The organism is Mesorhizobium kamtschaticum (genome assembly GCF_056174585.1).
Genome location: NZ_CM149691.1, coordinates 1,753,325 through 1,765,223 on the forward strand (window position 1 = coordinate 1,753,325; position 11,899 = coordinate 1,765,223).

An 11,899-nucleotide genomic window follows, 5' to 3' on the forward strand; every position below is an offset into this window, starting at 1 on the left:
GGGCCGTTACGCCCGTCTGCCTATCCGCGGCGGAACAGCGCCTCGGCGGCCGATTTGGTGTTGTCCTTGGTCTTGAGCTCCGCCTCCAGCCGGGTGATTTCGTCACGCAGGATGCCGATGCGCTCGGACAGCTCGCCGACGGAGAGCAGCGACAGATCCTGCCCGATCTCGTGCGGACGCGCTTTCTTCTTGGGTTCGTCGTCGAAGATCGCCATCGTTGCTCCTCCTCCGCCACACCAGATTGGCCATTTGCCTGATTTGGCAATGAGCATACATAGGGCAGGGGCGTCGATGCAAACAGCCGGTAAGAATGCGGCGAGGAAAGACGGAAAACTTCATGGCGAGCGGACAGAAAATTCCGGCAACGATGACGGCGATCGCGATCTCGGAGCCCGGCGGCCCGCGGGTGCTGAAACCGGAAACGCGCGACGTGCCGCAGCCCGGCCCCGGCGAGATCCTGATCAAGGTGCATGCCGCCGGCGTCAACCGGCCCGACGTGCAGCAGCGCAAGGGCGCCTATCCGCCGCCGCCCGGCGCGTCGGATCTGCCAGGCCTCGAAGTATCGGGAGAAGTGGCTGCCCTTGGTGACGAGATATCGCGCTGGCGCATTGGCGACCGGGTCTGTGCACTGACGCCAGGCGGCGGCTATGCCGAGTATGTCAAGGTTCATACCGGCAGCGTGCTGCCGCTGCCGGCCGGCTTCACCCACACGGAGGCCGCTGCGGTGCCTGAAAACTATTTCACCGTCTGGCACAATGTGTTCGAACGCGGCGGCCTGAAGAAGGGCGAGACGCTGCTGGTGCATGGCGGCTCGTCCGGCATCGGCACCACGGCGATCCAGCTGGCTTCCGTCTTCGGCGCCTATGTGATCACCACCGCCGGCAGCAAGGAGAAATGCGACGCCTGCCTGAAGCTCGGCGCCGATCGGGCTATCAATTACCGCGAGGAGGATTTCGTCGCCGCGGTGAAAGAGGCGACGGATGGCAAGGGCGCCAATCTCATCCTCGACATGGTCGGCGGCGACTATGTCCAGCGAAACTACGAGGCGGCCGCCGTCGAGGGCCGCATCGTCCAGATCGCCGTGCAGGCCGGCGCTGTCGCCAGTGCCGATTTTTCCAAGATCATGGTCAAGCGGCTGACCCATACGGGTTCGACGCTGCGGCCGCGCACCGTCGAGTTCAAGGCGGCGATCGCGTCGGCGCTGGAGGCGCAGGTCTGGCCGCTGCTCGGCACGCGCAAGGTGGCACCTGTCATGGACATGATTTACCCACTCTCGGATGCCTGGCGCGCGCATGAGCGGATGGAAGAGGGCGATCATATCGGCAAGATCGTGCTCGACGTCGGCTAGGACTGGCCGATATTCAGGTGAGGCCCGGCCTGCGAATGGCGGCCTCCTGAATCTCGACACCTCCTGGGCCAAGGCCTAACTGCCTACAAGATGAACAGAGGCTTAATGGTGCAATGCAGCATTTGCATCATTGCTATGCAAAATCGGTCGTTCAAGTCCTCATCGATGATCACTATCTGTGCAGCATCGAAACGAACACCCCATCAGGAGGACTACCATGAACCCGATCCGCGCTTTCCGTAACTGGCGCATGTACAACGAGACCGTGCGCGAACTGAACAAGCTCAACGCCCGTCAGCTCAACGATCTCGGCATCAACCGCGGCGACATCGAGCGGATCGCCCGCCAGGCGATCTGATTTCAAGCACGACCCGGCCGCAAGGCCGGGCTGATGTTGAGAAGTAGAGCCGTCGCAGACGTTCCCCGTTTCCGGTTCCGAGCCCGCTGGACCTTGTCCAGCGGGTTTTGTCGTTTTGGGTGCCAGGCACTTGCCCCGCCAACTACAAGAATGCGTCGCGCCTCCCCGTCCGGGTTGCGCAAAACCGGCGACAGGAAGCCGTTCAACGGCGCTGCCCGAACGGAACCGTTCAGTGGCATTTTGCTTATCCAAGATTGACCGCGGTGACTGCCGTGGCATGTTGACGTAGGGAAGACCAGCCAGCCTGAAGCGCTGATTGTTTGGCTCCGGCAAACATGCTTGCCCCGGAAAGGCTTCGTGTCGATGTTCGATGACCTGACGAACAGGATCTATGAGGCGGCCTTCGTGCCGGATCTCTGGCCTGATGTGCTGGAGGACATCGATTCCGTGTCCGGTTCCGTGGGCGGCGCCGTGTTTCTGTTCGGTGACGACCAGCCCGCGCGCGGCAGGGCGATCGAATTCCTGCAGGATTTGCAAGGTGAGTTGCTGGCGAGCGATACGCTGCAGTTTTCGACGGCGGTTTCGCGCATGTGCGCGCTGCAGCCGGCGAGCTTCGTCGATGTCGAGGCTTTCCTGACACCGGAAGAGATCGAGAACGATCCGGTACGCAAACGGCTTCGCGCCATGGGTATCGGCGCGCATGCCTGCACCGCGATACCGATGCCCAGCGGCGAGCTGGCGATTTTCGTCTTCCAGCGACGGCTCGGTGAAGGCGACTATGATCAAAAGAGCCTGGATGTGCTCGACAGTCTGCGGCCGGCCATGGCGCGCGCCGGCCTGATCGCAGGGCGGCTCGGCCTCGAACGCGCCGAGGGAACGGTTGCCGCCATGACGGCGATGGGCCTGCCGGCGGCTGTCCTGTCGCTGAAAGGGCGGGTGATGGTCGCCAACGCGTTGTTCGACGGCCTGTCCTCCCTGTTCCTGCCCACCGCCTTTGGCGGTATGGCCATTGCCGACGCCGAAGCCAACCGGCTGTTCCAGCAGGCCGTCGTCGCCGCGCGCAACGAATTGGAGCCGACGGTTCGCTCCATACCGGTGCAGGGGGTGGAGAGCCGGCCGCCGATGGTTCTGCATATGCTGCCGTTGCGCCGTTCGGCGCATGAGATCTTTTCGGGCGCCGACATTCTGGTGGCGGCGACGGCGCTCAGCGCCAGTTCGCTCGTGCCTTCGCCAACGCTGCTTGCCGGATTGTTCGATCTGACGCCGGCAGAAGCGCGCCTGGCCACGGCGTTGTCGCAAGGCCATGCGCTCAAGGCCGCGGCAGTCAGTTCCAACATCACGGAAAAAACCGCCCGGACCTATCTGGAGCGAATATTCGCCAAGACCGGGACACGCCAGCAAAGCCAGCTCGTGGCCTTGCTCAAAAGCGCTGGCCCCTTTGGCTGACGTCGCCGACCGTCAGGGCATTCGAATGCGCTTGCCGGTTGTGAAAGTATCGGGCCTCCGGGCCTCTCCAAAAACGTTGCGAAACAGGCAGGGAACGGTTATACAGGCCGCGAATTTCCCATTTTGGTGGCTCTAAACCACCGCCCGCGCGGGAACGCGGGCGAACGAGAAGGATTTCTAGAATGGCCAATACGCTGCTGATGCCCAAGGCGACCGCCGTCTGGCTGGTCGACAACACCGCGCTGTCCTTTGAGCAAATCGCGCAGTTCTGCGGGCTGCATCCGCTCGAGGTCAAGGCGATCGCCGACGGCGAATCGGCGCAAGGCATCAAGGGCATGGACCCGATCATGACCGGTCAGCTGACCCGCGACGAGATCGCGCGCGCCGAGAAAGACCCGAACCAGCGCCTGAAGCTTTCCGACCCCAAGGTTCGGGTGCCGGAATCCAAGCGCAAGGGTCCGCGCTACACGCCGCTGTCGAAGCGTCAGGACCGGCCGAATGCCATCCTGTGGCTGGTGCGCAACCATCCCGAGCTCAAGGACGCGCAGATTTCGCGTCTCGTCGGCACCACCAAGTCGACGATCGAGCAGATCCGTGAGCGTAAGCACTGGAATTCGGCCAACCTGCAGCCGATGGACCCGGTGACGCTGGGGCTCGCCTCGCAGATCGACCTCGACATGGAAGTCAACCGCGCCTCGCGCGGCCGCGAGCAAGCGCAGCCGGTCGGCGACACGCTGCTGCCGGCGGCGCTGACCGAGCGGCTGGTGCCGGCTCCGGAAAAGCCGAAGGACGAGGATGCCGAACTCGATGCCAACGCCGTGTTCGCCAAGCTCTCGGCCTTGAAGTCGAAGACCCCGGACACGGACGACGACGAGTAAGATTGTCGCGAACTCAAGAAAAAGCCCGCTTCGAGCGGGCTTTTTGTGCGGTCTGATCGGGCTCAGCTTCGCGCCACGCGATCCGGCGCCATGCCGTAGTCCTCGCTGCGCTCCACCGCCCGGTAGAAGTCGGCAAGCTGCTTGCCGCGCTCCGGTTTGAAGATGCGGCCGGCGATCACCACCGAGGCGATGCGGTCGATGCGGAAGGCGCGGAAGTCGTCACGCATCTCGCACCAGGCGACCAGCGTCCACACCTTGCCCCAAAACCACAAGCCGAGCGGCCTGATGTCGCGCGCGGTGCCGCGGCCGGCTTCGTCTGAGTAGTCGATTGTTAGCACCTGGCGCTTTTCGACCGCACGCTCGATCAGGTCGATCGCCTCGCGGGCAGCGTCGCTGACCACCCACATCGGCGTGTGGATCTCGGTGCGGGCGATGCGGTCCTTTTCGGCATCGGGTAGCACGGCGCCGATCTTGACCAACGCCTCGTCGGCGGCGCGTGCCATAGCGGCGCCGCCAAAGGCGCGCACCATGCGGGCGCCTGCAACCAGCGCCACGATTTCGTCACGCGTGAACATCAGCGGTGGAAGGTCGAAACCCTCCCTCATCATGTAACCGACGCCGGCCTCGCCGTCGATCGGCACCCCGGTCGACTGCAGGTCGGCTATGTCGCGATAGATCGTTCGCTCGGAAACCTCGAGCCACGTGCCGAGCTTCTGTGCGGTGACCAGACGGCCACCCCGCAGATGCTGCACGATCTGAAAGAGCCTGTCGGCGCGGCGCATCGTGTGCTTCCCCAGTTTTGTCTTTATGCATGCCGTGGTCCCGGAACTGGGCCCACTTCCAGATGACATGCATTACGGTTTCAATCCTTCGCGCTTGCGCTGGGCGGCAACGAACTCCGCGCCAAAGGACAGTTTCTTCGTTGTCGGCGTCTTCGCATCGAGCACACGCCAGAACGGCGCGACGTCGCTCAGCGTCATGCCGCGCTCAAGGTCTTCCTTGGCGGCTTCGGCAACCGTGCGCAGATGATAGCCGATAGTGACCGGACATGTCACTTCGGCGCCATGTTCGATGGCAAGGGCGGTGCGCAACGCGCGAATATCCATCTCGACGCCATGCGGAATCGAGCGGATGAAATCGTCGACCTGGCGCGCGGTCGGCACCAGCATAGGCTGGCCCGCAACCACGTCTGCCATCGTGCGCGGTGTCGGCTTGACGCCATTGATGCCCGGCGTGTTCAGCCTGTCGTTCCAACTTTTCATCGATCGTCCTTTCGACCGTCGACGCGCGGTATCTCGATCTTGCACCATTGCACGCTCCTCCTGACAGCATACTGTCAGGAGGCTTCAGCATACTCCTTGGCAAACAGCGTCCGCATCTGTGCGAGATCGCTGCCTCTTTCGGGATAGAGCGTCTTCAAAAAGGCAAGGGCAAAGGTGCCAGGCGCCGAACCCGGCGCGGACACGATCTTGCCGTCGGCCACGGCATGCGGCACGTCCTGATAGTTGTTGTCGCCAGCATAGCCGGCTTCATGGCCGTTGATCCAGTCACGGCCATTGCTGGTATGCTTGGCTTCTTCGAACATGCCGGCCCGGGCCAGCGCCAGCGTGCCGGCACAGATACCGCCGACGACGCCGCCGCGCGTTGCGACGGCGTTGAGCAGTTCAGCGACGTCCGGCGGCGCCTTGCCCGCCCACTGATCGGAACCGATGACGGCGATAGCATCGAGATCGGCATTTTTGTCAACGCCGGCCGAACGATCGGGCGTCAGCCGAAAACCGCTGATTCCGGTCACCGGCTTGCCTTCGGGCGTCAGCGAGACGGCGCGGGCGCCGAACCATTCAACCGCGGAGGCCGCCAGTAAGCCGTATTCCCAGTCGGCAAAGCCTTCGATGAAGAGGAAGCCGATTGTCTTCTGTTCGGGCATAAGCTCGCTCCATCCCTCGGCGCGCCGTACCCATATCTGGGCATTGGCGCGTCCATGTCCAATATCGAAGTCGAAAAATTCGCCTCAATTGCCGCGGGAGCGACGTTCCGAATACATGTCGGGCCAGCCGATATCCTTGCGGATGTCCGCTGGAAGTGAGTTCATGAAGCGCTGTGTGCGGATCTCGTTGCGCATGGTGCGAACCTTGCCGACATAGTGCTGCATGCCGCGCAGAATGGTGTAACCGTTCATGACCAGTCTCCTCTCTCTTGATGGAGACACTATCGCACACCCCTCCTGACAGCAGTCTGTCAGGAGGATGTCAGGCACTCGACGATAGTTTCGTTCGATGCGTCTGCCGGGGGAGAGCATTGTTTTCCGCCGTCATCGTACCGCCGCAGCAAGTCTGCGGCGAGCACCGATTGTTCACCAATCGGATGACAGTGAGGACAAAATTGTTCACCACATGGCGACGGACTGTCAGGATAGCGGCCTTTAGTGAGGTGCTCGCAGTTCTGATATGAAAGGAGAAAATTCTTCCCCAAAACCAGGGAGACGACCATGAGCCTGCAACTGACAGGAATCCACCATCTGACTGCCATCACCGCCAATGCGCCCGGTAATCTTCACTTCTACACGAAGGTTCTGGGCTTGCGGCTGGTCAAGAAGACGGTGAACCAGGACGACACATCGGCCTACCATCTCTTCTATGCCGACGGCGAAGCGACGCCAGGCACCGACCTTACCTTCTTCGACTGGCCGGTTGGCCGCGAGCGGCGCGGCACGAACAGCATCGCGCGGACCAGCCTCAGGGTCGGCAGCCCGGAAAGCCTTGCCTGGTGGAAGCAGCACCTCGCCGGCGAAAACATCGTGACAGGAGAGATTGCCGACATCGGTGGCCTCCCGTCGCTGGATTTCGAAGATCCCGAAGGTCAGCGCCTGCGGCTGGTCAGCGATGGCGGCAAGGGCGGCAGCCATCCCTGGGCGCAGAGCCCGGTGCCGGCCGAGCACCAGATCCGCGGGCTGGGACCGATCGTCATCAGTGTTCCCGACATCACCAACACCGAGGCGGTGCTGACCCGGGTGATGAACATGCGCAAGGTCCGCGACTATGCCTCGCCGGATGGCGAGGGCCAGGTCCACGTCTTCGAAATGGGTGCGGGTGGGCCGGCAGCCGAGCTTCATGTCGCCGTGCAGCCCGGGCTGGCGCCGGCAAGGCAAGGTGCCGGTGCGGTTCATCATGTTGCCTTCAGGGCGCCGGACCAGGAGACGCTGCATCAGTGGACCGCCCGTCTGGCCGAATTCCGACTGCCGTCAAGCGGCGAGGTCGAGCGCTATTACTTCCGCTCGCTCTATTTCCGCGAGCCGAACGGCATCCTGTTCGAGATCGCCACCGACGGGCCGGGGTTCACCGCCGACGAGCCGCTGGAGACGCTGGGCGAAAGCCTTGCCTTGCCGCCTTTCCTCGAAGCAAAGCGCGCCTCGATCGAAGCTGGCCTCAAGCCGCTGAAGTAGATCGGCGTCCAAAACGGCGGGCGCCACGTTCCGGTTCGGGAATGCGGCGCCCGTTCTTTCTCAGAGACTAAAACGACGCGCTTTGACAGCCGGCCGCGTTGCTGGTCAAAGGCGACATGACGAAACTCCTCGCCCTTGTCATCGTCGGCTTCATGGTCATCCAGCTGATCAAACCGATCGGCTGGCCGGGGCTGAAGCGCCGCGGCGATTTCTGGAAGCTGGCGCTGCTGGCGATGGCGGCCATCTCGCTGGCGGCGGTGCTCGGGCATTTGACCTAACGCTACACCGAAAACAGCGGATCCGGTTTTCAGCTGGCAAGCACCAGACCGACGAGGTGTTCCGCCCAGGCCCGATAGCCTGCCTCCGAGGCGTGAAACCCGTCGGAGGCAAAACCGGCCTCCGGGTTGGTGATCGGCAGGCGGGGCGCCGGCACCGCGCCGCGCTCCAGGCAGAGCCGTTCACCCATCCGGTTCATTGCGGTGGCGCGGATTTCGAGGATCTTGCCCAGCAGCGGCGGCATGGCCGGAGCGCGCGTGAATTCCAGCACCGGCGACCACACCACGCGCGCCTCCGGCCATTTGGCGCGCAGCGCGTAGAGCAGGCCGCCGAACTCCTTCTTGAAGCGCGGCACGGAATGAAAATTCTTGGTGTCGTTGGTGCCGATGGCAAGCACGATATGCGTCCATGGATCGGCCGACAGATTGGGCAGGACATGGTCGCGGATCTGGCCCGACGTCGCCGAATTGAAGCCGGCGGCGCGCCAGCGCACGGCGCGGCCGGTACGCTGCGCAATCAGCATGGCGAGTTGCGCGGCAAGGCCGTTCTCGGAGTTGCCGATGCCGACCGAGGCGGCGGAGGAATCGCCCAGCACCAGCAGCGAGATATCAGGCGCCTCGCCTGATATCTCGTGCATGACCGGCCCCTGCGCCGGCAGCATGCGCGAAGTGCGGCGGCGCACGCCCAACCCCTGCCAGACATAGACGGGGAAGGCGAGCCAGGTGAGAAGAGCCGGGAAGCGCATGGCGGAACCGTGGAATGATCAGCGGCAGGCTTAGCGCATGTTTCGGCCGAGGTGAACGCCTTCAGTCACAGCAGTCCGGCTTACCGGCCGGTTTGTCCTGATATTCGTCGTGCAGCCGCACCCAGTCCATCAGGCCATGATAGGGGCCATTTTCGTTGCGGCCTTTCGGCGTCATGTCGAGATAGTCGTAAGCGCCGATCTGTGCCTCGCCGCCGCGGGCGCGCGACATGAAGGTCAGGAAGATGTCGCCGTTCTCGTCCTTGTAGAAAACGCTGGTGCCGGGCAGCTCCTTCGACGTCCGCGGACGGGTTTCGAAATTGTAGGTGGTGTCGCCGGCGGCGATCTGCCTGTCGGTGAAGGACACCTGCATGTCGAAGTTGAAATCCGAGGCATAGGACGACACCCAGTCGAATTTCCAGCCCATGCGTTGCTTGTAGGGCAGAAGTTCCGCCAGCGGCGCGCGCGAGATCACGACCAGCGACACGTCGTGATGCCTGAGATGCTGGTTGGCGCCGTCGATATGGTCGGCAAGGAAGGAACAGCCTTCGCAATGGTGGCTGCAGCCCGGCCCGAACATGAAGTGGTAGACGATCAACTGGCTGTTGGCGCCAAACAGGTCGACCAGTTTCTTCGGCCCTTGCTCGGTCTCGAAGACGTAGTCCTTGCGTATTTTCAGCCAGGGCAATTCACGCCGTTCGGCCGCGATGCGCTGGCGAAGTTGCGTCAATTCCTTCTCGCGGGCCAGATGTGCCTTGTGCGCCTGGAACCAGTCTTCGCGTGAAACGACCTTGTTGCGAGGCATGAATTTCTCCCTGTCTGTCATCCCAAGGACGTTCGGGATGGGCGCAAACCGACACATCGCCGACGGCAACGCCCAGAGGAAATAGGAATGAGGAGGTCTTTCCCCAATCCACAAGCAACAAAAACCCGGGCGCATTGGCCCGGGTTTGAAGAGAGACGGAAAAGCTGGGATCAGGCGGCTTGTTCGAGGCTCGCTTTCCATTTTCCGAGCGCGGCCAGATAATTCATGTGGGCGCGATGGGTGAAGGCGGCCTGGCCGGCGGCGACGTTCGACGCCTTGCCGCTCCATGCCTTTTGCGGGGCGGCCTGCAGTGCGCGGCCATAGGAGAAGGTCAGCTTCCACGGATGCGGACCGATGGCGTTGATGGCGTTGAGGTTGGCGGTCGCCTCCTCGTCTTCCTGGCCACCGGAGAGGAAGGCGATGCCCGGCACTGCCGCCGGCACCGTCTCGCGGAACAGTTTTATCGTCATCTCGGCGACCTTTTCGGGGCTGTCCACGGTGCCCGACTTCTTGCCCGACAGCACCATGTTGGGCTTCAAAATCGTGCCTTCGAGGACGACGCGCGCCGCATGGAGTTCATCATAAAGCTTGATCAGCGTCGCCTTGGAAACCTCGTAGCAGGTGTCGATATCGTGGGCGCCGTCCATCAGCACCTCCGGCTCGACGATGGGCACGATGTCGGCTTCCTGGCAAAGGGCGGCATAGCGGGCGAGCGCATGGGTGTTAGAGTTGATCGAATTGACCGAGGGCACGCCCTTGCCGGTATTGATGTCGATCACCGCGCGCCATTTGGCGAAGCGGGCGCCAAGTTTGTAGTAGTCGGCAAGCCGTTCGCGCAGGCCGTCGAGACCCTCGGTGATGGTGTCGCCGGGAAAGCCGGCCAGCGGCTTGGCGCCGGCATCGACCTTGATGCCGGGAATGGCGCCGGCCGCCTTTATGATGCCTACCAGCGGTGTGCCGTCGGCGGCCTTCTGGCGGATGGTCTCGTCATAGAGGATGACGCCGGAAATATACTTGGTCATCGCGTCCTTGGCGCGGAACATCATCTCGCGATAGTCGCGGCGGCTGTCGGCTGTCGATTCGACGCCGATGACGTCGAAGCGCTTCTTGATCGTGCCGGAACTTTCGTCGGCGGCCAGCAGGCCCTTGCCGTTGGCCACGATCGCGGCGGCAATGTCTTCGAGACGTTCGCTCATCATGCTTCTCCTGGAGGGGTTCGTTCCGCGCTTAACGGAAGTCTACCGCCAAAGGAATGGCATCGGAAAGCGCGAATCGATTGAAAGTTTGGGGCGCCGTCCGTCGCGCCGTCGATCCCGCCTGGGCCTACTTCTTCAACACGTCGACGCCGGGCAGCGGCTTGCCTTCCATCCATTCCAGGAAGGCGCCGCCGGCGGTCGAGACATAGGTGAAGTCGTCGGCGACACCGGCATGATTGAGCGCGGCCACCGTATCGCCGCCACCGGCGACGGAGACCAGCTTACCGGCCTTGGTGCGCGCGGCCGCGTGTTTCGCCGCCGCCACCGTGGCGTGGTCGAAGGGCTCGATCTCGAAGGCGCCGAGCGGGCCGTTCCAGACCAGCGTCGCGGCGCGGTCGATCCATTCGCCGATGGTGGTCACGGTCTTGGCGCCGACATCGAGGATCATGCCGTCGGCCGGCACGTCGGAGATGGCGACCGTCTCGCAGGCGGCACCCGCCTTGAATTCCTTGGCGACGACGCCGTCGACCGGCAGGATGATGGCGCAACCGGCCTCGGCCGCCTCGATCATGATCTGCTTGGCGGTGGCGGCAAGGTCATGCTCGCACAGCGACTTGCCGACATCGGTGCCGCGCGCGGCGAGGAAGGTGTTGGCCATGCCGCCGCCGATGACCAGCGCGTCGACTTTCTTCACCAGGTTCATCAGCAGGTCGATCTTGGTCGAGACCTTGGCGCCGCCGACGATGGCGACGACGGGACGGACCGGCTTGCCCAGGCCCTTCTCCAGCGCTTCGAGTTCGGCCTGCATGGTGCGGCCGGCGAAGGAAGGCAACAGACGCGCCAGTCCCTCGGTCGAGGAATGGGCACGGTGCGCGGCTGAAAAGGCATCGTTGACGAAGATGTCGCCGTTGGCGGCGAGCCGTTCGGTAAAGGCGGCGTCGTTCTTTTCCTCGGCCTTGTAGAAGCGGGTGTTTTCCAAGAGCAGCACATCGCCCTTGTTCATGGCGGCGACAGCACTTCCCGCCGTGTCGCCGACGCAATCCGAGGCAAAGCCGACGGGACGGCCGAGCACCTCGGCTGTCGCCCTGGCAATCGGCTCGAGCGAGAATTCGGGCGAGGGGCCATCCTTGGGCCGGCCGAAATGGGCGAGCAGGATGACCTTGGCGCCCTTGCCGGACAATTCGGCGATGGTCGGCGCGATGCGCTCGATGCGGGTGGCGTCGGTGACCTTGCCGTCGGCGACGGGAACGTTGAGGTCGACGCGCACCAGCACGCGCTTGCCGCTGATGTTGCCGATATCGTCCAGTGTCTTGAAGGCGGCCATGCCGGTTCCTTTCCTCGGGAAAATCGCCGGGACCATACCCCGCATCGGTGACGATGCAAGGCTTTGGCCGCGGCGCGGTGCGAA

The 11,899-nt window shown here is 63.4% G+C and carries 15 protein-coding genes; 6 read left to right on the forward strand and 9 right to left on the reverse strand.

All coding sequences use genetic code 11. The features are described from left to right. Positions 1-20 precede the first annotated feature (20 nt). Positions 21-215 carry a DUF1192 domain-containing protein gene (locus AC0V7N_RS08605; protein ID WP_475456454.1) on the reverse strand — a complete coding sequence of 65 codons (195 nt, stop codon included), beginning with the start codon at positions 213-215 and terminating at the stop codon, positions 21-23. A 122-nt stretch (positions 216-337) separates the two neighbouring features. Here AC0V7N_RS08605 and AC0V7N_RS08610 point away from each other — a divergent pair, with 122 nt between their 5' ends. The 4 genes from AC0V7N_RS08610 (at position 338) to AC0V7N_RS08625 (ending at position 4,030) form a co-directional block, all read left to right on the forward strand. Beyond that, positions 338-1,348, forward strand: a complete 1,011-nt coding sequence (locus AC0V7N_RS08610) for an NAD(P)H-quinone oxidoreductase (RefSeq protein WP_475456456.1) — start codon at positions 338-340, stop codon at positions 1,346-1,348. A gap of 217 nt (positions 1,349-1,565) precedes the next feature. After that, positions 1,566-1,706, forward strand: a complete 141-nt coding sequence (locus AC0V7N_RS08615; RefSeq protein ID WP_081850349.1) for a DUF1127 domain-containing protein — start codon at positions 1,566-1,568, stop codon at positions 1,704-1,706. 363 nt (positions 1,707-2,069) lie between these two features. Beyond that, complete coding sequence (locus tag AC0V7N_RS08620) at positions 2,070-3,152, forward strand: helix-turn-helix transcriptional regulator (RefSeq protein ID WP_475460249.1); 1,083 nt, start codon at positions 2,070-2,072, stop codon at positions 3,150-3,152. 182 nt (positions 3,153-3,334) lie between these two features. Beyond that, complete coding sequence (locus AC0V7N_RS08625) at positions 3,335-4,030, forward strand: DUF1013 domain-containing protein (RefSeq protein WP_172223075.1); 696 nt, start codon at positions 3,335-3,337, stop codon at positions 4,028-4,030. 62 nt (positions 4,031-4,092) lie between these two features. Here the strand turns inward: AC0V7N_RS08625 and AC0V7N_RS08630 are convergent, their stop codons facing one another. From AC0V7N_RS08630 to AC0V7N_RS08645, 4 genes are all read right to left on the reverse strand, one after another. Continuing rightward, positions 4,093-4,812, reverse strand: coding sequence for a helix-turn-helix transcriptional regulator (locus AC0V7N_RS08630; RefSeq protein ID WP_027041910.1), 720 nt, complete (start codon positions 4,810-4,812; stop codon positions 4,093-4,095). A 72-nt stretch (positions 4,813-4,884) separates the two neighbouring features. Continuing rightward, on the reverse strand, positions 4,885-5,292 hold the full coding sequence (locus tag AC0V7N_RS08635; protein ID WP_475456460.1) for a hypothetical protein: 408 nt from the start codon (positions 5,290-5,292) through the stop codon (positions 4,885-4,887). A gap of 74 nt (positions 5,293-5,366) precedes the next feature. Next, positions 5,367-5,957 (reverse strand): DJ-1/PfpI family protein, encoded by a 591-nt coding sequence (locus AC0V7N_RS08640; RefSeq protein ID WP_475456462.1) that lies wholly within the window; start codon positions 5,955-5,957, stop codon positions 5,367-5,369. Positions 5,958-6,041: 84 nt separating this feature from the next. After that, entirely contained in the window at positions 6,042-6,209 is a 168-nt protein-coding gene (locus AC0V7N_RS08645; RefSeq protein WP_081850348.1) for a hypothetical protein, read from the reverse strand. Positions 6,210-6,518: 309 nt separating this feature from the next. Here AC0V7N_RS08645 and AC0V7N_RS08650 point away from each other — a divergent pair, with 309 nt between their 5' ends. Both AC0V7N_RS08650 and AC0V7N_RS08655 read left to right on the forward strand, forming a co-directional pair. Further along, positions 6,519-7,472, forward strand: coding sequence for a ring-cleaving dioxygenase (locus AC0V7N_RS08650; protein ID WP_475456463.1), 954 nt, complete (start codon positions 6,519-6,521; stop codon positions 7,470-7,472). A 116-nt stretch (positions 7,473-7,588) separates the two neighbouring features. Further along, positions 7,589-7,750, forward strand: a complete 162-nt coding sequence (locus AC0V7N_RS08655) for a hypothetical protein (RefSeq protein WP_080512074.1) — start codon at positions 7,589-7,591, stop codon at positions 7,748-7,750. A 29-nt stretch (positions 7,751-7,779) separates the two neighbouring features. On the opposite strand, the gene AC0V7N_RS08660 is transcribed toward AC0V7N_RS08655, so the two are convergent. From AC0V7N_RS08660 to AC0V7N_RS08675, 4 genes are all read right to left on the reverse strand, one after another. Then, entirely contained in the window at positions 7,780-8,493 is a 714-nt protein-coding gene (locus AC0V7N_RS08660) for an SGNH/GDSL hydrolase family protein (protein WP_475456466.1), read from the reverse strand. Between the two features lie 61 nt (positions 8,494-8,554). Further along, positions 8,555-9,295, reverse strand: coding sequence for a DUF899 domain-containing protein (locus tag AC0V7N_RS08665; protein WP_475456468.1), 741 nt, complete (start codon positions 9,293-9,295; stop codon positions 8,555-8,557). A gap of 170 nt (positions 9,296-9,465) precedes the next feature. Continuing rightward, positions 9,466-10,491: a class I fructose-bisphosphate aldolase gene (locus AC0V7N_RS08670; protein WP_475456469.1), complete on the reverse strand. Its 1,026-nt coding sequence runs from the start codon at positions 10,489-10,491 to the stop codon at positions 9,466-9,468. A gap of 127 nt (positions 10,492-10,618) precedes the next feature. Then, a complete protein-coding gene (locus AC0V7N_RS08675) occupies positions 10,619-11,815 on the reverse strand; it encodes a phosphoglycerate kinase (protein WP_475456471.1) in 1,197 nt (398 codons plus the stop codon). Positions 11,816-11,899: the final 84 nt, after the last annotated feature.